General features: G+C 64.9%; 22 protein-coding genes. 8 read left to right on the top strand and 14 right to left on the bottom strand.

The window, feature by feature from the left end:
• Nucleotides 1–29 precede the first annotated feature (29 nt).
• The 5 genes from V7116_RS07310 to V7116_RS07330 all read right to left on the bottom strand — a co-directional run bounded on the left by V7116_RS07310 (nucleotide 30) and on the right by V7116_RS07330 (nucleotide 5,562).
• Entirely contained in the window at nucleotides 30–1,259 is a 1,230-nt protein-coding gene (locus tag V7116_RS07310) for an ABC transporter substrate-binding protein (protein ID WP_324391241.1), read from the bottom strand.
• Between the two features lie 83 nt (nucleotides 1,260–1,342).
• Nucleotides 1,343–2,227 carry a carbohydrate ABC transporter permease gene (locus tag V7116_RS07315; RefSeq protein ID WP_324391242.1) on the bottom strand — a complete coding sequence of 295 codons (885 nt, stop codon included), beginning with the start codon at nucleotides 2,225–2,227 and terminating at the stop codon, nucleotides 1,343–1,345.
• On the bottom strand, nucleotides 2,224–3,108 hold the full coding sequence (locus V7116_RS07320; protein WP_324391243.1) for a carbohydrate ABC transporter permease: 885 nt from the start codon (nucleotides 3,106–3,108) through the stop codon (nucleotides 2,224–2,226). Before V7116_RS07320 ends, V7116_RS07315 begins: the two co-directional genes overlap by 4 nt.
• Before the next feature lie 49 nt (nucleotides 3,109–3,157).
• Complete coding sequence (locus V7116_RS07325) at nucleotides 3,158–4,381, bottom strand: ROK family transcriptional regulator (protein WP_324391244.1); 1,224 nt, start codon at nucleotides 4,379–4,381, stop codon at nucleotides 3,158–3,160.
• A gap of 266 nt (nucleotides 4,382–4,647) precedes the next feature.
• Complete coding sequence (locus tag V7116_RS07330; protein WP_162909669.1) at nucleotides 4,648–5,562, bottom strand: LysR family transcriptional regulator; 915 nt, start codon at nucleotides 5,560–5,562, stop codon at nucleotides 4,648–4,650.
• Between the two features lie 111 nt (nucleotides 5,563–5,673).
• Here V7116_RS07330 and V7116_RS07335 point away from each other — a divergent pair, with 111 nt between their 5' ends.
• The gene (locus V7116_RS07335) at nucleotides 5,674–5,802 is read left to right on the top strand and encodes a hypothetical protein (RefSeq protein WP_275124860.1); all 129 of its coding nucleotides are present in this window, start codon (nucleotides 5,674–5,676) and stop codon (nucleotides 5,800–5,802) included.
• A gap of 212 nt (nucleotides 5,803–6,014) precedes the next feature.
• Here V7116_RS07335 and V7116_RS07340 read toward each other — a convergent pair whose 3' ends face one another.
• Nucleotides 6,015–7,751: a glycoside hydrolase family 31 protein gene (locus V7116_RS07340; protein ID WP_324391245.1), complete on the bottom strand. Its 1,737-nt coding sequence runs from the start codon at nucleotides 7,749–7,751 to the stop codon at nucleotides 6,015–6,017.
• A gap of 172 nt (nucleotides 7,752–7,923) precedes the next feature.
• Between V7116_RS07340 and V7116_RS07345 the strand changes: the two genes are divergently transcribed.
• Both V7116_RS07345 and V7116_RS07350 read left to right on the top strand, forming a co-directional pair.
• Nucleotides 7,924–9,660 (top strand): ABC transporter permease, encoded by a 1,737-nt coding sequence (locus tag V7116_RS07345; RefSeq protein WP_324391246.1) that lies wholly within the window; start codon nucleotides 7,924–7,926, stop codon nucleotides 9,658–9,660.
• 6 nt (nucleotides 9,661–9,666) lie between these two features.
• Nucleotides 9,667–10,974, top strand: a complete 1,308-nt coding sequence (locus tag V7116_RS07350; RefSeq protein WP_324391247.1) for an ABC transporter ATP-binding protein — start codon at nucleotides 9,667–9,669, stop codon at nucleotides 10,972–10,974.
• A 10-nt stretch (nucleotides 10,975–10,984) separates the two neighbouring features.
• On the opposite strand, the gene V7116_RS07355 is transcribed toward V7116_RS07350, so the two are convergent.
• Entirely contained in the window at nucleotides 10,985–11,482 is a 498-nt protein-coding gene (locus V7116_RS07355) for a thioesterase family protein (RefSeq protein ID WP_324391248.1), read from the bottom strand.
• Between the two features lie 373 nt (nucleotides 11,483–11,855).
• Between V7116_RS07355 and V7116_RS07360 the strand changes: the two genes are divergently transcribed.
• On the top strand, nucleotides 11,856–12,095 hold the full coding sequence (locus V7116_RS07360) for an ATP-binding protein (RefSeq protein ID WP_324391249.1): 240 nt from the start codon (nucleotides 11,856–11,858) through the stop codon (nucleotides 12,093–12,095).
• Between the two features lie 2 nt (nucleotides 12,096–12,097).
• Complete coding sequence (locus V7116_RS07365; protein WP_324391250.1) at nucleotides 12,098–12,472, top strand: response regulator transcription factor; 375 nt, start codon at nucleotides 12,098–12,100, stop codon at nucleotides 12,470–12,472.
• Nucleotides 12,473–12,653: 181 nt separating this feature from the next.
• Here the strand turns inward: V7116_RS07365 and V7116_RS07370 are convergent, their stop codons facing one another.
• On the bottom strand, nucleotides 12,654–13,673 hold the full coding sequence (locus tag V7116_RS07370; protein WP_324391251.1) for a hypothetical protein: 1,020 nt from the start codon (nucleotides 13,671–13,673) through the stop codon (nucleotides 12,654–12,656).
• 248 nt (nucleotides 13,674–13,921) lie between these two features.
• On the opposite strand from V7116_RS07370, the gene V7116_RS07375 reads away from it, so the two are divergent.
• Genes V7116_RS07375 through V7116_RS07385 form a run of 3 tightly spaced genes read left to right on the top strand, consistent with a single transcriptional unit; the run spans nucleotide 13,922 to nucleotide 16,455 of the window.
• Nucleotides 13,922–14,731, top strand: a complete 810-nt coding sequence (locus V7116_RS07375) for a DUF6544 family protein (protein WP_324391252.1) — start codon at nucleotides 13,922–13,924, stop codon at nucleotides 14,729–14,731.
• 3 nt (nucleotides 14,732–14,734) lie between these two features.
• A complete protein-coding gene (locus V7116_RS07380; protein WP_324391253.1) occupies nucleotides 14,735–15,766 on the top strand; it encodes an N-acetylglucosamine kinase in 1,032 nt (343 codons plus the stop codon).
• Nucleotides 15,763–16,455 (top strand): N-acetylmannosamine-6-phosphate 2-epimerase, encoded by a 693-nt coding sequence (locus V7116_RS07385; RefSeq protein ID WP_324391254.1) that lies wholly within the window; start codon nucleotides 15,763–15,765, stop codon nucleotides 16,453–16,455. The genes V7116_RS07380 and V7116_RS07385 overlap by 4 nt, the downstream gene beginning before the upstream one ends.
• A gap of 117 nt (nucleotides 16,456–16,572) precedes the next feature.
• Here V7116_RS07385 and msrA read toward each other — a convergent pair whose 3' ends face one another.
• The 6 genes from msrA to V7116_RS07415 all read right to left on the bottom strand — a co-directional run bounded on the left by msrA (nucleotide 16,573) and on the right by V7116_RS07415 (nucleotide 22,224).
• Complete coding sequence (gene msrA / locus V7116_RS07390; protein ID WP_324391255.1) at nucleotides 16,573–17,109, bottom strand: peptide-methionine (S)-S-oxide reductase MsrA; 537 nt, start codon at nucleotides 17,107–17,109, stop codon at nucleotides 16,573–16,575.
• A gap of 157 nt (nucleotides 17,110–17,266) precedes the next feature.
• Nucleotides 17,267–17,692: a PPOX class F420-dependent oxidoreductase gene (locus V7116_RS07395; protein WP_324391256.1), complete on the bottom strand. Its 426-nt coding sequence runs from the start codon at nucleotides 17,690–17,692 to the stop codon at nucleotides 17,267–17,269.
• Between the two features lie 17 nt (nucleotides 17,693–17,709).
• On the bottom strand, nucleotides 17,710–18,168 hold the full coding sequence (locus tag V7116_RS07400; RefSeq protein WP_324391257.1) for a DinB family protein: 459 nt from the start codon (nucleotides 18,166–18,168) through the stop codon (nucleotides 17,710–17,712).
• A 276-nt stretch (nucleotides 18,169–18,444) separates the two neighbouring features.
• Nucleotides 18,445–19,377, bottom strand: a complete 933-nt coding sequence (locus V7116_RS07405) for a PAC2 family protein (RefSeq protein ID WP_324391258.1) — start codon at nucleotides 19,375–19,377, stop codon at nucleotides 18,445–18,447.
• Nucleotides 19,378–19,486: 109 nt separating this feature from the next.
• A complete protein-coding gene (locus V7116_RS07410) occupies nucleotides 19,487–20,992 on the bottom strand; it encodes a DUF4127 family protein (RefSeq protein WP_324391259.1) in 1,506 nt (501 codons plus the stop codon).
• Nucleotides 20,977–22,224, bottom strand: coding sequence for an MFS transporter (locus tag V7116_RS07415; protein WP_324391260.1), 1,248 nt, complete (start codon nucleotides 22,222–22,224; stop codon nucleotides 20,977–20,979). The genes V7116_RS07410 and V7116_RS07415 overlap by 16 nt, the downstream gene beginning before the upstream one ends.
• Nucleotides 22,225–22,497 lie beyond the last annotated feature (273 nt).

A 22,497-nucleotide genomic window follows, 5' to 3' on the forward strand; every position in this document is an offset into this window, starting at 1 on the left:
CGCCCCGCCGCCGCATCGGTTACGGGAGATTACTGAAGCAGACCGTCGATCTGTTCCTTCGCCATGTCGAGGGCGCTCTGCGGATCAAGCTCGCCCATTTCGGCAGCGGTCAGAAGCTGATTGAGATCGTCCTGCATTTCGGTCTGGCGCTCGATGACGGGCGGCGTTACCGGGCTTTCGAGGGCCTGGAAGACGGCTTCGCGGTTATCGGGCGGAGTCTGCTCAAGGTAGGCTGCGACGTATTCCGGCGCGTCGATGGCGGGCAGTTCCCACCCCGCATCGATGCGGACGGTCGCAGCGATCTCGCTGGAGGTCAGGAACTGCGCCCAGGCGGCGGCTTCTTCGGGGTGCTCGCTGTCGGCGGAGACGGCCACGCCGTTGGCGAAGAAGTGATGCGCCTTCTGCGCCGCGCCCGGCTCAAGCTGGATGTCCCACGCGAAGGGCGCGTCCGCGAAGGCGGCGAACTGCCAGATGCCGATCACGTCCATGCCCAGCTTGCCCTGCAGGAACAGCTCTTCGTTGGCGACACCCGCCAGTTCGGTCTGGTCCGGCATGACGTCTTCGTTCACGAAGCTGACCATCGTCTCCAGCGCCGTGACGCATTCCGGCGAGTTGATGGTCGATTCGGTCATGTCCGCGTTGAAGAACGCGCAGTTGTTCTGGGCGGCCTTCTTGTAGAATTCCCAGAACTGGATCGGGGAGTAGATGCCCCACACGTCGTCGCCCAGCGCGCGGATAGACTGCGCGGCGGCCATGGCGTCGTCCCAGGTCCATTCGGCGGTCGGATAGTCGATCCCGGCCTGGTCGAACAGGTCCTTGTTGTAGAACAACAGCACGGTCGAGAACGACTCGGGCAGGGCGTACTGCGCGCCATCGACCTGGAAGGCTTCCAGAGCGCGGGGATAGTACGGCGCGTCGGTGCTGACGTAGGGCGACAGGTCCAACAGCACGTCGTTGGCCGCGTAGCTGACGAAGTTCTCGAAGTTCAGCTCGAACACGTCCGGCGCGTCGCCGCCGACCAGATCGGCTTCCAGCAGGGTGAAGTAATCCGCGAACGGCGCGCTGGACACTTCGATGGTGATGTTCGGGTTTTCGGCCTCGAACGCGTCGATGATCGTTTGCAGATCTTCGACGTGATCCGGGTCGGACGAGAAGTTATAGTAGCGGATGGTTACCGAATCCTGCGCCAGTGCGGACGCGGGCACGAGCGCGGCCAGCATCACCACGACGAGCAGAGTCACTAAACCTTTACGAAGCATTGCATTTCTCCTGTTTTCTAATTTGTTTGACATGCTGCGAACTCTTGAGACGTGCTGTACCTTACGGGACGGGCGCGACCGGATCAGCCCTTGATGCCGCTCAGCGTCACGCTGCGGACGAACCACTTCTGCGCGAACAGATAGGCGATCAAGATCGGCAGCACGGTCACGACGGCGCCTGCCATGACGACGTTCCACTGCGTCAGTGCCCTGGGACCTCCTTGTAACTTTGCCAGCCCGACCGGCAGCGTCATGAAGATTTCCTGACGCGCCACGAACAGGGGCCAGAGATACGCGTTCCAGTACTGCATGAAGCTCAACACCGCCAGCGTCGCCAACGCGGGGCGCGTGAGCGGCAGGATGATGCGCCAGAAAATGGTGAGGTGGTTCGCGCCGTCAATGAAGGCGGCTTCTTCCAGGTCGCGGGGCAGGCTCAGGAACGCCTGCCGCAGCAAAAACGTGCCGAACGCGCTGAACAGGCCGGGCAGGATCAGGCCCTGGTAGCTGTTCACCCATCCCAACTGCCGGATGAGGATGAACAGCGGGATCAGCGTCACCTGGCTGGGGACCATCATCGTGCCCAGATAGAGCAGAAAGACGATCTCGCGCCCACGCCACTCGATCCGCGCGAAGGCGTACGCCGCCATTGCAGACACCAGCACCTGCCCGCCCGCGCCCGCGATGGCGACGAACAGGCTGTTGCCCAACATGCGCTGCATCGGCATCAGGTCGAACAGCGTGCGATAGCTGTCGAGCGTCGCTGGGTTCGGAATGAACTGCGGCGTGACGCTGAGGATGTACTCGGTTGGTTTGAGCGACGTGCTCAGCATCCACGCGAACGGGATCAGCATCACCAGCGCCAGCACAATCAGCACGGCGTAATACAGCAGATCGACGATCCACCGGGTCGGGTGCAGCCGGATCGCGCCGGGCGCGGCGGCTGCGTGAGAAAGCTGGCTCTCGGTCATAGGTCGTAATGCACCCATCGTTTTTGCAGCCGGATCTGGACGAGCGTGATGGCGAAGATGACGGCGAACAGCACCCACGACATCGCCGCCGCGTAGCCCATGCGGTTGTAGCGGAAGGCGTAGTTGACGATCTGCTCCACGACGACGCTGGTCCCGGTGCGCGCGTAGTCTTCGGGCATCAGCCACGCCTGCTCGAACACCTGGAACGAGTTGATCAGGGAGATAATCAGCGCGAAGAACGTGGTCGGCGTCAGCAGCGGCAGGGTGATGTGGCGCAGCCGCTGCATCATCTGCGCGCCGTCGATCTTGGCCGCTTCGTAGTAACTTTCGTCGATGCCTTGCAGGCCGGAGAGGAACATCACCGTGATGAAGCCGATGTCCTTCCAGATGCCTGCGATGATGATCGCGTACAGTGCCGTGTCGGGGTCGAACAGCCAGTTCGGCCCGGTGATCCCGATCTGCGCCAGAGCGTAGTTCAGCAGGCCGTAGCGCGGGTTGAAGATCCACTTCCACATCAGCGAGACGACCACCCACGACGACACGACCGGCACGAACGTCACCGCGCGGAAGAACGATACGCCGTGCAGAGGCCGGTTGAGCAGCAGCGAGACGCCCAGCGCCAGCAGCAGCACGAACGGCGTATAGATCATGATGTACGTCAGCGTGTGCTTGAACGCCGCCCAGAATTCCGCGTCGTGATAGAGTTCCTTGAAGTTGTCCAGACCCACGTAGACCGGATCGGACAGCAGATTCCAGTCGAACAGCGTCAGACGCAGCGAATAGAGCAGCGGGCCGACCATGAACACCAGCAGCCCGATCAGGCTTGGGGAGAGGAAGAAGATCACCCACTTCCACTTGTGTATGCCGTGATTGCCTGCCACGATCCGTGACTTCTTTCTTCACTCACTAAAGAAACTTTGGCAAAAAACGTTACGATGCCGGTTGGCTTTCGATGCGTTCCAGCAGCGGCGACTCGAACAGCTTGCCGACCACCAATCCCGCCGCGCCGCGTGCCCAGATCTGGTCGTCGGTCGGCTTGACCACGATCTGCACATTGTCCAGCAGGCCGTTAAACGTATGCTTGCGCAGGCTCTCGAACATCGGCTTGAGCCGGTGATCGCCCGCTGCAACGCCTTCACCGCTGATGATCAGCAGCGACGGGCACAGCAAATTGATCACGGTGGCGAAGCCGATGCCCAGGTAATGCCCGCTGCGGGCCAGCGCGTCCTGCGCCAGCGGATCGCCTTCATCCGCCGCGCGCACGATGTCCCCCATGCTGGGCGACGGCGCGAGGCTGGTGCGTGCGCCGCGCATCAGTGCGCTTTCCACGTCCCCGATCACGGCGGGGTCGGCGGCCATTGCTTCCAGGCAGCCGTATTTCCCGCACGCGCAGCGCGGGCCGTTCTCGTTGATGGTGACGTGCCCCAGTTCCCCGACGCCGCCGTGCACGCCCTGGTACAACTGGTGATTGAGCACCGTGCCCATACCGATGCCGCGCCCGACCGTCACCACCACGAAGTTCGGCACGGAATGCCCCGGCCCGAACAACTGCTCGGTGATGGTCAGCGTGTTGACGTCGTTTTCGAGGTAAACGGGCAGGGCCAGCCGTGCGGCGACGAGGTCGGCCAGGGGCACGTTGCGCCACTGGAAAAACGGCGAATAGTGCACGACGCCGCTGGCGCAGTCGATGACGCCCGCCAACCCGATCCCCACGCCGAACACGCGCGCCGACGGGATGTTGGCCTCGGCCAGCGCCTGCGTGACGGTTTCGGCCAGCTCCGCGCTGACCGTCTGCGGCGTGGTATCGGGCGACATGGGCCGTTCGGCATAGGTCAGCACCGTGGTTTCCAGGTCGGTCACGGCGCACACCACTCGGTCTTCCATCAGCTTGAGGCCGACGACGTACCCGGCGGTGGGGTTGAGCCGCAGCAGGACCTGGCGGCGTCCCCCGGTGGATTCGCTTTCACCGACTTCGATCAGCCAGCCTTCGTGCAGCAGCTCGTTGACCAGCTGCGACACCGCCCCGACGCTGAGGCCGGAAATGTGCGTGACCTGCGTGCGTGACAGGGGGCCTTCGCTCCTGACGATGTTCAGGATCAGGTTGCGGTTGAGTGCTTTGATGAGGTCGCGGTTCGCGCGGCGAGGCTGGTTCATGAGCTTTTCAGTCAGCTACTTTTATCAGTCAGTGAAATAAGTTGACCTAAGCATACGCCCGATTGAGGGTGCTGTCAAGCAAGTGATCTGCGGGCGCATGTGATGCACTTTTCGGGTGAGGAAACTGGTTCCACCTTCACCCCTTACCCCAAGATCCGTAGGGGCGAGGCTTGCTCCGCCCGTTTTTTCGCGCAAAATGCCCCCTTCCCGCCGTTTGCATGGGGGATCATGTCCGGGGACGGGGGCCGTAATCGTGTTTCGCGCCTCTAACGCACCAGGAGACGGTGCCACTCGGCGCGCATGATGCGGATGAACGCGGCAGTCGGCGGATCCGGCTCGCGCCCCGCCTGCCCGATCAGCACGACCTCGTTCGCCAGCGGCGGCATATCCTCGAAGTCGAGGAACATCAGGTTGCCCAACCCGACCTGCCGCGCCACGTACCCCTCGCTCAAAAACGCGATGCCCTGGCCCAGCACCAACGGGCGCAGAACCATCAGCGCGGGCAGTGTGATCACCGCGCCGCCGCTGCCCCGCCGGGCGTGCTCGCCGATGCCCTGGATGAACGCTGTCACGATGGGATTGAGCGTCGTGCGGAACAGCGTGTGGTCGTAAATATCCGCCACGTGGATCGGCTCGCCCGCCAACTGCTGCTGCGCGAGCGGGTGATCCGGCGCGCAGACGGGCCGGACCGCTTCGCGGAAGTGTGCGTAGACGGTCGTCGCCTTGTCCCACACCGGCGCGCTGAGCAGCCCCAGCATGGTCTCGCCGGAATGCAGCATCGCCAGGATTTCCGGCGAGCGCCGAGCCAGAAACGTGATGTCTACGGCGGGGTAGTCCGCGCGGAAGCGTTCCAGGGGCAGGGACAGCATATACGTGACCAACGGCGGCACCGCCGCGAGCCGGACGTGTCCCAGGCTGCCCTCGGCGGTGCGATGCGCGGCTTCGCGCCCGTCTTCCAGTGCACCGAGCGCGCGTTCGGCGTAGGGCAGATAGGCGCGCCCCAGCGGCGTCAGACGCAGCGACCGGCTGCCCCGTTCGAACACCGGTCCGCCAAGCTCCGTTTCCAGCAATGCGATGCGCGCGCTGACGGACGGCTGCGTCAGCCCCAACACGTCCGCGGCGCGGGTAAAACTCCGCTCGCGCGCGGCCAGCACGAACGCCTCGATTTGCGACAGCTCCATATACCCTCCCATAGAAAACTTCTATGGAAACGATAGATTGCATTGCCTTCCATTATAGTGCGGCGTGCCGTACAGTGGAATCATCCGGGCTGCATGAAAGGAGGATATCCCATGATCGCATGGCTGCGGCGGGTATTCCGCCGGATTTCAGCGCCGTGTTCCCGGCCCACGCCGGAACAGGCGCAGTCGGAGCAGTCGACGTTTTTCATGATGGAGATGCTGCTCCAACAGCGCCGCTAGTCGCTGTCAGGAGTGGTTGAACTCGAAGCGTTTTCGTAGGGGCGGGGCTTGCTCCGCCCGTTTTTGCGCTTGCTTTTTCCCCTTCCCACCGTGTGCATGGGGAACCGTGCCAGGGGATGCGGGGCATTATGTAGGGGCGTATCGCAATACGCCCCTACCGGAAGGTACCGGATTGGATTCGTGCCGTTCGGCTAACAGCCAATTGCTAACCGCTACTCGCTGCTTTCCGCCCGCTCGAACAGCGGCAGCACGTTGAGCGGCGCGGGATAATCGCGCAGCCACTGCCCGCCCTCGTGTACTTCGCTGGGATCCCAGCCGCTCTGCCACGTGCCGGGCGGCAGGTAGATGTCGCGTGAACGCGCGCCCTCCACGATCACCGGCGCGACGAGCAGATCGTCGCCGATCAGGTATTCGTCCGCGCAGGTCAGCGCGTCCTCGTCGTGCGGGGCCAGCCACCACAGCGGGCGCACCAGCGGCACACGCTGGCGGGCCAGCTTGATCGTCTGCGCGGCCACCTGCCGGTGCAGGTCGGCGTACTGCGCGCAGATCTCCGCGCACTCGCCGCCGTAGTCCCACGGCGCGAGACTGAACTGGATGATCGGCATCGGTGCGACGGCCTGCGTCCAGCGGATCATCAGTTCCGCCGTCACTTTCTGGTCGAAGTACTGGTTGCCGCCGATCATATCGGGGAAGCTGTACGGGTAGCCCAGCAGGTTGAGCGTCATGGCCTGCGTGATGCAGCTCGCCAGCCCGTTGTCGTAGCCCCACACGCTGCTTTTGTCCCACTGGCGGAATAACATCGGGAACGCCTGGCTGCGCCACGCGGCGCGGCTGTCCGACCACGGATAATGTGCCGCCGCGCCCCGGATGTAGGTCGTGCTGGCGGTGTTGGGCGCGCCGCCGTCGTGCCGTACCGTGCCGGGGATGTCGTAGAACATACCCTCGCCCGCGTCGAACTTGAAGCCATCCACCCCGACCTGCCCCGCCAGCCGTTCCAGGCGGCCCATGTGCCATTCCAGCGCGTCGGGATTCGTCACGTCCAGAAAGACGGCTTCACCCTCCCACCACTGGCCGATGTACGGCGTGCCATCTTCGCGCTTGATGACGTAACCCTCGTCGATGGTGGTCTGGAAGTGCATCGAATCGGCGTTGAAGAACGGCACGCACCACAGCGTGACGGCCATACCCAGCTCGTGCAGCATGCGGATCGTGTGGCGCGGGTTGGGGAAAGGGGCCGGATCGAAGCGCGTATCCCCGAACGCGCGCTGCCACTTGGCGTCGATGCCGAAGATGCTGCACTGGAAGCCGAGCTGCTGCATGCTCTGCACGTGGTCCAGGATCAGGTGGTGCGCGATGTTGTTTTTGAAGCGCGCCCAGGTGGTCCACAGCGGGCGCTCGAACAGGTAATCCGGCGGGGGATCGCTGACCTCGATCTGCTGCCAGAACGCCTCAACCACGGCGCGGGCGGAATCGAGCACGAAGAATCGGATCGTCAGCCCCTCGCCGCGAATGGTCAGCGTGCCATCCGTCTCGCGCCCGGCGGCCAGCGGTGGGCGCTGGTCGAGCGGCGCGGGCGCGCCGAAGCTCTGCGCGGGCGGCTCCCCTTTCAGCGGCGCGTTGAAGCTGGTCTCCATGCGGTCGCCCTCGACCCACACGCCAAACCCGTTCGAGTTGATCCACAGCGGCTCCAGGATGCCTAGCAGTCCTGTGCCGCCGTTGTCGCTGGTGACGAACGGCGCGGGATACTGCGCGATCTTTTCGAGCGGCCACTGCTGGTGGCCCAGTCCGCCCTGGCCGTACCAGTGTGCGTCGCCCAGCGCGATGCGGATCTCGTTCACGCCGCGCCAGATCACGCCGTAGGCCCACGATTCCACCTCGGGCTGGGCCGGGTTTACGTCGAGAATGTCGAGCGGAGCGTTCCCTTGTGCGCCCTGTAATACGTGAGTCATCGTCCTTCGAGCCTTTCGTCGCCTCGCGCCGCCTCTAGCGCTGTGTCCGCCGCCAATCGTAACGATGCCCGCCGCGCTTGTCCACTTATGCACAGTGCGGCTCATAACAGGTTAGAATCATACTGTGTTGCGTGCCGTGCCTGCTTTTCGCCCCTGACCGGTGGATTTGCTCATGCTCAACCGGCGCTTCAACGGCTTTTTCGTCTTTTCCAACTCGACAGACCGCCCGTTGGGCTGGGCGGACGTGGGTGTGCTGTCGTTCGTGATCGTGGTGCTGGCTGTCAGCGTGCATCTGGCCCTCGACGCGCCTGAGACCGTCGCCGGACCAACGATTTCGCTGTCGCCCACGGCGCTGCCTTACTACGCGCTGCGCTCGGTCGGGCGCATGGCGGCGGCCTATGCGCTCTCCCTGATCGTCGCGCTGATCTATGGCCGCGTTGCCGCCACCCACCACCGCGCGGGCTTGGTGCTGCTGCCTCTGCTGGATGTGCTGCAAAGCGTGCCGATCCTCTCCTTCCTGCCGGTGGTGCTGCTCGGCCTGATCGCCGTGCTGCCGGAGCGGCTGGCCGTCGAGATGACCGCCATCGCCCTGATCTTCACCAGCCAGGTGTGGAATCTCGTTTATACGTGGTACCAGTCGCTGACCACACTGCCCACTGATCTACGCGAAGCTTCGACCATTTTTCGCTTCGGAAGCTGGCTGCGTTTCCGCACCCTTGAGCTGCCCTTCGCCGGAATCGGCCTGATCTGGAACAGCATGATGAGCTGGGCCGGGGGCTGGTTCTTCCTGATGGCGGCGGAGATCTTTACCGTGGGCGACCGCGACTTCCGGCTGCCCGGCCTGGGCGCATACCTGCACGAAGCCGCCGCGCAGAATGATTACGGCGCGATGGCGTGGGGCATCGCCGCGCTGGTGATCGTCGTGCTGCTGCTCGACCAGTTCGTGTGGCACCCGCTGCTGGCGTGGTCGGATCGCTTCAAGCTGGAAATGGTCGAAAACGACGAGCCGCCCTCGTCCTGGTTCTATGACCTGCTGCGCGGCAGTCGCGGATCGCAGGCGGCGCTGCGGGCCGTCATGCGCCCAATCAACCACGGCGTTGACGCGCTGCTGCGCCGTCTGCTGCCCGCATCGCCGTCGCCGCGTGCCGCCCAGGTGACGCGCGGGCGTCCGTGGGCGGGGTATCTGGTGAGCGCGGTGCTGGCGATCGCGGTGCTCGTCGCCCTGTTCTGGACCGGCCAGATGCTGTTTGTGGTGCCGCTGGCGCAGTGGCGTGACATTGCGGTTGGGCTGGGGGTGACACTGCTGCGGGTGGCGCTGGCGCTGGTCATCGCGCTGGCCTGGACGATCCCCGTCGGCGTGTTGATCGGCACCAACGCGCGCGCGGCGCGGCTGCTTCAGCCGCTGGTGCAGGTCTTCGCGTCGATTCCCGCGACGGCGCTGTTCCCGGTGCTGCTGTTAGGGCTGGTGAAGCTGCCCGGCGGGTTGAACATCGCCGCCGTGCTGCTGATGCTGCTCGGCATGCAGTGGTACCTGCTGTTCAACGTCATCGCGGGCGCGACGGCCATCCCGCAGGATCTCAAGTACACCAGCACGCTGCTCGGTCTGGGCCGCTTTGACCGCTGGCGCACGCTGATCCTGCCCGCGCTGTTCCCCTACGCCATCACGGGCGCGATCACGGCCAGTGGCGGCGCGTGGAACGCCAGCATCGTCGCGGAGTATTTCCAGTTGGGCGATCGCACGCTGCACGCGACCGGCATCGGCGCGACCATCGCGCAGGCCACCGCCGCCGGAGACTATCACCTGCTGCTGGCCTCCACCCTGGTGATGGTCCTGGTCGTGGTGTTGATCAACCGCCTCTTGTGGCGGCGGCTCTATCACCGAGCTGAAGAACGTTTCCGCATGGAGTAAACGGGCATGACTGAACCGTACCTGATCGAACTGAAGCACATCAGCCAGATGTATGGCCGCGCCGATCGCCGTTTTACGGCGGTGCATGACGTCTCGTTTGCCATCAATTCCGGTGAGCTGGTCGCGCTGCTGGGGCCGTCCGGCTGCGGCAAAAGCACGCTGCTGCGCACCATCACCGGCCTGAACGTGCCCACCGAAGGCGAAGTGCTCTACCGCGACCAGCCGCTAAAAGGGGTCAATCCCCACGCGACGATCGTGTTCCAGACCTTCGCGCTGTTCCCCTGGCTGACCGTGCAGCAGAACGTCGAGGTGGCGCTCAAGGCGCGCGGCATGGCGGAGCGGGAGCGCGGCCCGCGCGCCGTGGAACTGCTCGACATGGTGGGCCTGGACGGCTTCGAGCGGGCTTACCCGCGCGAGCTGTCGGGCGGGATGCGCCAGAAGGTCGGTTTTGCGCGGGCGCTGGCCGTCGAGCCGGAGCTGCTGTGCCTGGACGAAGCGTTTTCGGCCCTGGACGTGCTCAGCGCGGAGACGCTGCGCGGTGAGCTGCTCGAACTGTGGTCGAGCGGCAAGATACCGATTCAGTCGATCCTGATGGTGACGCACAACATCGAAGAAGCGATCCTCATGGCCGACCGCATCCTGATCATGGACAAACAGCCGGGGCGACTCGTCGCGCACCTGCCGGTGCTGCTGCCGCGCCCGCGCCAGCGCAAAGATCCGGCGTTTTTGGCTTTGCTGGACCAGATCTACGCGACGATGGCCGGGCAGACGCAGCCGGAGCACATCGAGCTGGGCTCCGCGCCCGGCGAGGCGGGCCCGACGCGCCTGCTGCCCGATGTCACGGTCAACGCGCTGGCGGGCCTGTTCGAACACCTCAACGACGCGCCCGACAACAAGGCCGACATCTACCGCATCGAGCAGGACCTCAAGCTCGATTCCGATCACCTGCTGCGCTTGATGGAAACCGCCGAGCTGCTCGGCTTTGTGACCATCGCGTCGGGCGACATCACGCTCTCTCCGCTGGGCGAGACGTTTGCCGAGGCGAGCATCCTGGCGCGCAAGGAGATTTTCGCCGGGCGGCTCAAGCGGCTGCCGCTGTTCAGGTGGCTGCTGGCGCTGCTGGGTGCCGCCGAGGAGCACCGGCTCGACCGTGACGTGATCCGCACCGCGCTCGAACTCGAATTTGCGCCCGGCGAAGCCGAGCAGCAGACGGCTATCGCGCTGGCGTGGGGGCGTTATGCCGAGCTGATCGCCTACGACACCTCGACGGACGCCATCACCCTGGAAAGCCCGGCGTCAGTTCCCGCGGCCTGATTGCGCCGCGTCAGGAATGCATCACGCCGGAGACAGGCGCATCCCAGATCAGCGCGGCGTCCTTCGATAGCTGCGCGTCGATCCGTGCCGCGATCTCGTCCGGGTAGGGGGCGGTGCGCCGCACGGTGAGATCCGCGAACGAGTTCACGCACTCGAAGGTCGAGGCAAGCGTGCCGCGCGTCTCGTTGACCATGAACATCATGTAGTGGATGCGCTTGGCGCTGCGATCCAGCAGGCGCACGTACACCGCGACCGTATCCCCCACCAATACCTCGTTCAAATAGTGAATGTGGTGCTCCAGGTCGAAGCCGCCCGTCCCGTGCTGCTCGTGATAGGCCGGGGACAGGCCCAGCCCGGCGGCGAACGGATAGCCCGCGTCATCGAACACCGCCAGATACCAGCGGATGTTCATATGCCCGTTTTCGTCTTCAAATTCCGGCGGGATCTCGGTGCGGTAAATGTGCGTGAGCGCGGTGATCTGGTCGAGAGGGATCGCGGGTGGTTTCACGGCAAGTTCTCCGGTGTGATAAGTCAGGCATGCTGCCGGAAAGCATAGAGCAGATGCGCCCGGCGATCAAGGTCCAGCGGCTACGGCTCGATCCGGTGTGCGGGCATCACTGGACACATAGTGAGCAAATCGGGGGGAATCTACGTAAGTTTAATTATGTTTTGATCAATGTAGTATATAAATACTGTTGAAAAGCACTGGCTTTGAAACCTAACTTGCTTTACTCTCTGTAAGCAAGGCAAACAGGATGCCGTCATTTGATCATCAGTGTCTTTGTCTGCAAATATTTTGATGACACTGACTGAATAGTAATCGCTGGTTGTACTTTGAGCGCACCGTGGGCGTGATAGACAGGTGCGCTTCATGCTATAACGTGCTGGTTCGGCATCAGGCCGGACGCGGCACCGGGTTTCCGAAGGATCGACAGCCGCGCCTGTTTGAAGTGTTTTTCAGAGCGCAAAATAGGGGAACGGTCGCCGGAACCACCCTGGGCTTGATCATGGCCCGGCAGGCGGCAGAACGTCCCAGTGGCACACTGTTCTTCGAAAGTTATGAAGCGAAAGGCGCGACCTTCACGGTTGTGCTGCCGGGTGTGCGAATCGAGATCAGCTAAACATGGCAAGAATCATTGTAATCGAAGACGAAGAGCCGCTGCGCGAAAGCATTCTCACGCTGCTGAGCTTTGAGGGGTACGAAGCGTCGGGCGCTGCGGATGGATACAGCGGCCTCGCCCAGATTCGCCAACAGATTCCGGACGCGATCATTTGTGATTTGATGTTGCCCGGCATAGACGGCTTTGAAATCGTTAAGACGATCCACAGCGAACCGGCAACGGCGTCCGTGCGCGTGATCTTCCTGTCCGCGCTGTCCGATCAGACGGTTATCGCGCAGGCGAAGGATCTGGGAGTCACATCCTACCTGATCAAGCCGGTGACGTTCGATCTGCTGCTGGGGGCGCTGCAAAGGGTGCTCGGCGCGGACGCTCCCTAGGGGCTGTTATGCGCTTTTTTGAGCGAGAGAACTTATTTTTTGCTCTCCAATTGACCCGCGATCCGTAGAGGATGGGCTTGCTCCGACCGTTTTTTCCTCGGGGTCCCCGCGCAATAGGGTTACGTGGGGTGATTCCCTTTCCCTCCGCTCGCACGGGTCTCATGTCTGTGATGGCGACAGCTTATGCCCCCTTCTTTTGGCTGCTGCGCTCGCCGGCGCGAAACTGCTCCCACCCGCGGACGCCCAGCGCCGCCGCGACCTCGTGCGTGTCGTGCGGACCACAGGCGAAGCAGTGCACGCCGTGAACGTGGTAATTCCAGCCCGCCGAGGGGTGCGTGTCGTCGTGGAAGGGGCAGCGGAAGTTCCGGCTGAAGCCGCGCTCGTCCGGCGCGGAGATCGCCCACACGCGCCGCGCTGCCGCCTCGACCTCCTCCACGCACCACTGCTCGTACAGATCGCTGTGTTCCACCGGGCGCGCGGGCAGCGGATCGGGGGTCAGCGGCTCGTCTTCGGGCAGCGCCAGCAGCGGCAGCCGTTCCAGGATCGGTTTTAGATTCGCCGCGCCGACCTGCACCAGCAGACGGCCAATGTCGCCTTTGCTGTCCGGCAGAAACGGCAGCGCGTGAATTCGCAGCCGGATCGGCAGATCGTCCAGCGCGTCGTGCAGCCGCCGCGCGAACAATGTCCCGGTCGGGTCGCAGTCCGGCGCGATGTGCAGCGTGCGCACGCCCAGCCGCGCCAGCTCGGTCACGAACCACGCAGGCACGCGCTTGGCCTCGCCATCGAACATGCACGTCGCGTTGTAAATCCCGCCTTCCCACAGCGCCCAGAGGTCCGCTTCGCCGCTGGCAAGCCACAGCACGCTTCGTGCCGCACGGATACGTTCCGCCAGCCTGCCGTCCAGGTCGTACAGCGTGACGCCGTCCGGTTTGCCCGGCAGCCAGCGGTACTTGGGGCGGGCCGTGCTGTCGAACGCCTTCCAACGCCGCGCTTCGAGGGCAGGGTGGACGGGGTACGTCCAGCCTTGCGCGCGCGGCAGCAGCGCGAAGTGCGCGATCGTCGCGGGGGATAAGCCGCGCGCCGCCAGCAGATCGGTCCACAGGGCGGTCACGCGCCGGGGGCGCGATGGACGCCGGGTATGGACCGTGCCGGGGCGGCGGAGGCGCATGGGGCTGCGGCGTACGGATCGAGATGCGCTCATGAGCAGCTTTTGAGACTCATCACCCTCCTTTGCGGACGATTTTTAGGCCTGAATGATAGCTCATTTGTTCTAAAAACGCGAATCGTCGCAAGCGGCGGGTCGCCCTAAAACGCGGATTCGACCGCTTTCCCACCGCCCGGTGGCACATGCCGGATTTGAGCTACAATCAAGGACGTGAAGCGTTTTTGTCCCGGCCTGCGCAGCCAGTTGTCCAGGCCCAGGGACCGCATTTTTGAAAGGGCTGCACGATGAAACTGCGTACAACGCCGGTCGTGATTCTGGGCGCGGCTGTCGCGCTGTGGGCCGGGCTGCGCATCAAGCCGCGCGCTGTGCCCGCTTTTGGCGAACCGACCCCGCCCCTGCGCTGGGTGGATATGCCCGACAACCTGCCTGCGCCGGTCGCACGGTTTTACGAGGTCATTGCGGGCGGGCGCGTGCCGGAGATTACCTCCGCTGTGATCGATGGCCGCGTGACGCTGCGGTTGGGCGGCATCCCGCTGCCGGGGCGTTTCCGCTTCATCCATCAGGCCGGGCAGGGCTACCGCCACGCGATCGAAGTCACCATGTTTGGTGCTCCGATCATGAAGGTCAACGAGTATTACCTCGACGGCAAGGCGCGCATGGAGCTGCCGTTTGGCACGGTCGCCAACGAGCCGAAGACCGATCTGGCTGCCAACCTGGGGCTGTGGGCGGAATCGATCTGGCTGCCTTCGCTCTACGTGACCGATCCGCGCGTGCGCTGGGAGGCGGTCGATGCGATGACTGCGCGGCTGGTCGTGCCGTTCGGCGCGGAAGAAGACGCGCTGACCGTCACGTTCGATCCGGCGACGGGTCTGCTGCGCCGCCTGGAAGGGCTGCGCTATCGCGGCGCGAAGGACGACAGCAAGATCCTTTGGCGCAACGAGATGGCCGCCTGGAAGCGCTGGCACGGCGTGCTGATTCCTTCGGTGGGCAACGTGACGTGGATGGACGAGGGCACGCCCTGGTTCGTGTTCTCGCTGGACGACGTGACCTATAACGCCGACGTGACGGACGCGATCCGCGCGGTGGGTATCTAGCGCATGGCGGCGAATACGGACAGTCTGATCCTGGCGGTCGACGGCGGGCAGAGTTCCACGCTCGCACTGCTGGCCGCGCCGGACGGGTCGATTCTGGGGTCGAGTTTGGGCGGTCCCGCCAACCACGTGCACGAGCCGGGCGGCATGGACCGCATGCGGCGCACGCTGCGGCAGGTATCCGAAGACGCCTTCGCGGCGGCGGGCCTGCCCTTTGGCCCCGTGCAGAGCGCGTGCTTCGGGCTGACGGGCGGTGTGGACGTGGCCGAAGGCGTCGTGCGCGAGTTTATGGCCGTGGACGCGCTGCGCGTCGTGCACGATTCCGTGACGGCGCTGGCCGGGGCGAGCATGGCGCAGCCCGGCGTGGTGGTGATCGCCGGGACGGGTGCGGTTGCTTACGGCGAAGACGGCCAGGGCGCCAGTGCCAAAACCGGCGGCTGGGGCTACATCATGGGCGACGAGGGCAGCGCCTACGATATCGGTATTCTGGCCCTGCGCGCGGCGACCTCCGCCGCCGACGGGCGTATGCCCCCAACGCCGTTGGGCACGCTGATCCCCGCCTATTTCGGGGTCGACTCGTTGGAAGCGGTGCACCGCCTGATTTATTCCGGCGCAGTGGAGCGCCCGCGGATCGCGGGGCTGGCGGCGGTCGTGTCGCGGTCGGCAGCGGAGGGTGACAAGATCGCCCGTGCGCTCCTGGTGCGGGCTGGCGCGGATCTGGCGACGGCGGTCATTGCGGTGCTGGCGCGGCTGGGACAGGTGCGCGCGGGCATGTCGATCTATCCGGTAGGCGGCGTGTTCCGCGCCGGACAGTGGATCATGGAGCCGTTCGAGCGCGCGCTGCATGGCGCGTCGCCTGCCAGTGTGGTGCGCGAACCGGCCTTTGCGCCCATCATCGGCGCGCTGCTGCTGGGCCTGCGTGACGCGGGCATCGAGCCGGACGACGCGGTGATCGAGCGCATCCGCGCGACGATGCCGCCCTCGGCGCGTTCGAAGGTGGGCGAAGACGACAGAACCCAGGAAACGGGGCAGGCATGAGCGAGTATACGGATCTGTTCGAGCGGCTGCGCGGCCAGTTGATCGTGTCGTGTCAGGCGCTTGACGACGAGCCGCTGCACGGCTCGATTCACATGGCGGCGATGGCGCGTGCGGCGCTGATGGGCGGCGCAGGCGGCATCCGCGCCAACGGCCCGGACGACATCGCCGCGATCAAACAGGCGGTTCCGCTGCCGGTCATCGGCATCTACAAACAGCACTTCCCCGGCATCGAGATCTACATCACCGCGACGTTCGATCTGGCGCGCGCCGTGGTCGAAGCCGGGGCGGATCTCGTCGCGCTGGACGCATCCGACCGCGCGCGGCCCGGCGGGATCACCCTGCCCGATCTAATCGCGCGCATTCACGGTGAACTTGGTGTGCCGGTCATGGCAGATACATCGTGCATGGAGGACGCGCGCTTCGCGCAGGCGGCAGGCGCGGACCTGATCGGCAGCACGCTGGCGGGCTACACCGCGCACGGTCGCCCCATGACGCCGGGGCCGGACCTGGATTACCTGCGCGCGCTGGTTGCGGAGATGGACCGCCCCGTCATCGCGGAGGGGCGCTACCACACCCCGGAAGACGCGGCGGCGGCGCTGCGCCTGGGCGCGCACGCGGTCGTCGTGGGCGGTGCGATCACGCGTCCCCAGGAGATCACGCGTCGCTTTATACAAGCGATTAGCGGTTAGCAGACAGCCGTTAACCTGAACGCAAAAAAACGCGGGAGCGACCTGTACACCATCGCTCCCGCGTTTTTGGTTTTTGCTCCTGGCTAACCGCTAATCGCTAGCGGCTGCTTCTTGCTCTTACGCCTTCAGCCGTTCGAAGTGCTGCTTGCGGAACTTGGCGACCTTCGGCGCGACGACCACCATGCAGTACCCCTGGTTCGGGTTGTTCTTGAAGTACTCCTGGTGATAGTCCTCGGCGGGATAAAACGCCTCGAACGGCACGACCTGCGTCACGATCGATCCGGGCCAGATGCCGGTCTGGTTCAGGTCCGCGATGGTCTGTTCCGCGACTGCCTTCTGTTCCGGCGAGTGATAAAAGATCGCGGAACGGTACTGCGGCCCGACGTCGTTGCCCTGGCGGTTGAGCGTCGTCGGATCGTGGATGGTAAAAAACACGTCGAGCAGGTCTTTGAACGAGATCACGTCGGGGTCAAACGTGACCTGCACCACCTCGGCGTGGCCGGTCGTGCCGGTGCAGACCTGCTGGTAGCTCGGCGTGTTGACGTGCCCGCCCGAATAGCCGGATACGACGTCCGTCACGCCCTTGAGATCGTCATAGACCGCTTCCAGGCACCAGAAACAGCCCCCGGCCAGCGTTGCGACTTCCGTTGCCATATCCAAATTCCTCATCGTTGATTGCTGGAGTGTGGACAGATTATAGGAAATTTGCCGCGCGTTGGCAGCAGATCCAGGCGAGATACAGCGCGTTACGCTCTGCTTGTCTCCCCTCTCCAATCAAATTGGAGAGGGGCCGGGGGTGAGGTGTCTCCCCCTAATCCGCGATGCCCTTCTGCGCGATGATGTGCGTCGGCGTGAGGCGTACCAGCAGCTCGCCCTCGACGCCGTTGCGCTTGCCGAACGCCTCGGCCTTCTCGTCGCCCACGTAGCGCCTCGCGATCTCGGTCGCCCAGCGGCGCATGTCCTCGGGCGGCAGCACCAGGACGCGCGCCATGCCCTCGACGGTCACGAAGTCATAAGGCAGGTGGTCGTCGTCCACACACAGCGCGACGTGGGGATTGTGCTCGATGTTGTGCCGCTTGACGGCGGTGTGCCACGTGGTGAAGACGATCTCCTCGCCGTCGAGCAGAAACCAGACCGGCACCACGTGCGGGCGGCCATCCTCGCGCACCGTGGCGATCTTGCCGGTGCGTGGCGTTTGCATGAAAACCACGTACTCGTCGTGCGACATTTTCCGCATGATTGCGCTCCTCAAAACTACGATCGGACGATCAGGCTTTCGCGCAGGCCGTGATCGTTGAGGTAATACACCCACGCGCCGATTGTGATCTCGCCCAGTTCGTTGTGCAGCGCGGTCGTCGTGAGCGGCACGCCCGCCGCCTGAAGCTGATCGAGGATCGCCAGCGTGTCGTCGCGGGTGCTGCTGAACGCCTGCGACAGCGCGGCCATCGTGTCCAGATCGTCGGGCCGGTAGCCGTCGTACTCGTCGCGGACCAGCGGCGCGCCCAGCGGAACGCGCAGGCGGCTCTGGCCCCAGCGTTCGATGCCGGTGATATGGCGCGCGCGTTCGAGGTTTGTGCCGGAATCGCTGCCCCTGGCGAAGCGCTCACTTACGATCGGTTGAGAGTTTTTCAGTACCTGCTTGAGTTCGGGATACGACAGTCCCTTCGCGCGGCGCTCGCTGCGCCGCCGAAGGATCCAGCCCAGGATGGTCATCGGGGATCGCTCCGGTGTGACTTGTAGATATGCGCAGCCCAGATTATCGCACAAACACGGCGCACCGGGCGGCCTCTGCCGCTAGAGCCTGCCATGCACTTTTCGAGCGAGAGAACTTATTTTTCGCTCTTCAATTGACCCGCGATTCGTAAGGGCGGGGCTTGCTCCGCCCGGCGCTTGCCTGCCCGCTATCCCCGCCAAACATGGGTTGCGTAGAGGTGTTTCCCCCTCCCGCCGCGTGTGTGGCGGAAGGGGACTATAAGATCATGCCAGCCGCTAAGCTTCGTCGGGCGGCTCCGGTTCGTCGAAGATGCGCCGGATCTCGTCTTCCCACACGTCGTCCAGCGGATCGAACGTCTTCTCGACGAATTCCTCGTTCAGCCGTTCGAAGTAGGCGTGCAGATCGAGTTCGGGCGAGGTCCGTTCCAGGTCCTCGATCTTCTCGTCCATCACGTCCAGCAGCCGCTGGCTTTTCTGTTCCAGGTCGGACAGGCTGAAGTTGGTTTTGAGCATGTGATTGATGCGCCGCACGATGCCCAGCCATGCCATGTAGTCGTTTTCGATGCGGATCGCGTTGCCGACCTGGCTGATGCCCGAAAAGTCGTAGGTGGGCACGAAGGCATACAGGCCCACGTATTCCATGCCCCGGTCGCCCGCGCGGCGGCAGATGAAGGAGCCGACGCTGGCCCCGCCCTGGTAGTTGCTCAGCTCGACCGCCAGCGCCTCGACTTCTTCTTTCAGCGCGGGCAGGCTGTAGTTCGCGGAGATCATGCGCTCTTTGGCGTAGGGCAGCTCGCCGTAAACGCCGCCCAGCCCGATGATGCGCGAGACGTGCAGCGATTCGGCGGTGTTGAGCAGCGCGCCGATGTAGCGCTCCACGTCCATGTGCGGCTCGTCGCCCAGGAAGATCAACACGCCGCGCCCGCCGCTCTCGACGTAGTGAAATTCGTTGTGCTGCGTTTGCAGCACGCGCGGATAGCCCTCGTCAAACTCCACGGTGGGCCGCACGAGGTCGTGCGTGCCGGGGATCTGGAACAGGTAGAAGCCGTCCGGGCGCATCGTCCCGATCTTGCGCGCTTTGCTCTGCTGAATGAGGTACTGGGGCAGCGCCGACGACACCGATCCGGCGTCGGCCCACTGCCGCCAGCCCACGATCATCACCATCTCGTCTGCTTCCGGGCGTTCGGAGAGTTCTACAGTGTCAGGCATTCAAACCAACCTCGTTACTCTGGCGACTCTGTATGCGCGATCCCTCACTTTGCGAAGGCGATCGCGTCCTCCGATACTACCCAATTCGCTACGCACCGCGCAACGCGATTCAGCGCTGCCCGGTGGTGAAGTCCAGGTCGAAATCGACCTCGAAGGTCCGGTCCCACGGCAGGCGTACGTTGCGCAGCGCCAGACCCTCGAAGTCGGGCAGATCGGCCAGTTTCGCGGCCAACTGCGCTTCGATGCGCGCCCTGGTCGCGTCGAGCAGATCCGGCGATGGCTCGCGCCGCTTGCTTTCTGCGTCCAACCAGTCGCGGATCTCATCGCGCACGACGCGCTGGTACGCCCAGTCCTCGATGAACCGGTGCGCCAGAAAACGCCGCTGCGCCGCCTGCTGATCGGGGCTGACCTCATATAGCGCCGCGCACGCCTGCGCGACGACTGTGCCGATCGTGTTCCCCGCCGTGTTCCACGCGCCGTACGCCGCCAGCCGGTCCAGCGGCACGCGGGCGCGCAGCCGCTCGATCAGGGCTGCGTCTGCGCCGTTGGCGTGCGCCACGTCCGCCACCGCAACACGCTGCCCCGCCTCGACCGCCGCCGCGATCTGGTTGATGGCTTCTTCGAGGTACAGCAGTCGCACCGCCTCCTCCTCAGGGGAATAGCTGCGCGGCCAGTCGGCGTCCGCCCCCAGTGGCGGATTGACGATCAGCAGCACGTCGGGATCGCCGTCCACGATCTGTGCGCCTGCCGCGCGGATCTGCCGCTCGACTGTGGTGCGGATCGGGCCGTCCTCGAACGCCGCGACGATCTGGTCGCCGCCCGGCACGATGTAGGCCGGTTGGAAGCGCGGAGTGCGGTCCGCTTGATGGTTGACCAGCCGCGCCACCAGCGCGCAGCCGACCTCGTCCGCGCCGGGGTACATCAGCAGGCCGTCGCCCAGGCCCAACTGTCCGGCGTAGGTGTGCAGGGCGCGTTTTTCTTGCGAGCTGAGGCCATACTCGCTGGTGTCGTCGGAGCTGAGCACCAGCAGGTCGAGCGTATCGTCGGCCAGCAGGTTTAGCGCGGCGAGGTTGATCTGGTGGTTGCGCCCGCGCCGGTCGAGGAAGTCGCGCACGTATTCGGCGGGGATGGCGGCGTGTTGCGCGTCCAGCTCCTCCCCGACCTGCTCGCCCCGCGCGGCGCGATCCATCATCTGCGACAGGCGGAACAGCGCCGATCCATACTCGGCCCAGTAGATCGGCTCCTCGGTCGCGTCGTTGTGGCGCGAGATGCGCGTGATCACGTTGAAGCCGTAGATCGTCAGCGCGGGATACGCGGTCCGCAGCGCGCGCAGCACGTTGAGCCGTTCCAGGATCGCCCCGGCGGATTCGTCCGTAATGCGCGACGCGATCAGCCCGCCGTAACCGAGCATCTCGACCGACACGATCAGCGCGTCGAGCGTGGGCGCGTGCGCCTCGATCCACTGCGCCAGCGCCTCGGGGATTGCCGGGGTGCGGTAGCGGCTGAGTGCTTCGGGCGGCGGCACGAGCACCTCCGCGCCCGCGATCTGCCCGATCAGAACCGGGTAGCGCGTGTTGACAGGCCGCTCGTCGAGCGGGATCAGGCCGATTCGCATTCGAATATCCTCCTTGCGGCGGTCCATCCGGCCAGGGCGCGCAGCCCTGCACCGGCCAGCAGCACCATGCTCAGGCTGAGGCCCGCGCGGGTGAGCACGCTGCCGATCAGCGGCCCGGTGAACAATGCCAGCGACAGCAGTTGCAAATAGGCGGTGGTGTAGCGCGTCGACTCTTCCAGCGGGACGTGATCAGAAAAGTAACCGAACTGGCCGATATCGCCCATCGTCCAGGCGCCGCCCAACAGCGCGGCGGCCAGCAGCGTAGGCAGCAGGCTCGGCGTCAGCGCGATGATCGCTACCCCGACCGCCGTCCCGCCCAGCGCCACTGCTAGCATCATCCGGCTGCCCATGCGTGGCACGACGCGCACCGTCAGCGCCGCGCCGATCGTGCCCGCCGCCAGCTCGAACACACCGTACACCGCGATGAACGCCTCGTCCGCGCCCAGCTCATCCACCAGCCGCAGCGGGATCAGCGGCAGCACCGAGTAGTACGCGACGTGCACGATCACCAGCAGCGCCGCGACGCGCAAAAAGCGCGGGTTGCGCCACAGCGAGCGCCCTGGCGCGGCGGCAGGCTTGGTAGGAACCGCGTACAGCGGCTGCGTGTGGTTGATGTGCCAGAAGCTGACCAGCGACGCGGCGAACGATGCTACGAACATGATCTGGTAGTTGATCGGGAACGCGACTTTTTCCAGCCACACGCCCAGCGCCAACCCGCCCACGCCAATAGTGATATTGAGGATCATCTGGCGGCGGCTGAGCAGCGACGTCATTTGGGCGGGCGTGACCGCTTCGCGCATCAGCGTCAGGGTGATGCTGTCCGCGATGCCGCGCGCCAGCGAGGGCAGCGTCACGGCGGCGATCAACCACGCGGGCTGCCACGCCAGCGGGAAAAACGGCGCGAACGCGGGCAGCAGAAACGACAGCCGCGACAGCAGCGAGGGGATCACCTGCGCCTCGGCGCTGCTGCGATAGCGGCCCCGCCACCACACGCCCAGCGTCGTCGCCACCAGCATCATGATGCCCGGCAGCGAGGTCATCCAGTTCAGGTCGCTGGCGGTCGCTCCGGCGCGGATCGCGTACACGGCCAGGAAGCGCGACGTGGAGGCGAGTCCAAACCAGGCCCGGTCCGCGACGAGGTGATAGATGTTGGCCCGGTCGGGCGTGCGAAGAACGGCAGCGCGGTGAATGGCGACGTCTCTCCTGAACGCGAGACACACTGTGCGAGACAAGACACACGCCGCACGATGCTCCGTGCGGCGCGAGAAATCAAATGTTGCCTGTAGCCAAGAACCAAAAACAACGGATTTTGTAGGGGCGGGTTTCTAACCCGCCCTGCTTTTTTACCTATCCGGTTGCCCCGTGATCCGTATGGGCGGGGGAAGGGGCCAGGGGATGGGGGGCAACCACCGCATAACACGATCCGGTCGCCCCAAACCCACCCTGTTTTCGGGCTGTTCTATGACCCCAACAGCCCCGCGTAGACGCCCGGCCGCGAATCCTCG

Origin of the sequence: Aggregatilinea sp., assembly GCF_036822615.1 — a bacterium.
Taxonomy (GTDB): Bacteria; Chloroflexota; Anaerolineae; order Aggregatilineales; family Aggregatilineaceae; genus Aggregatilinea.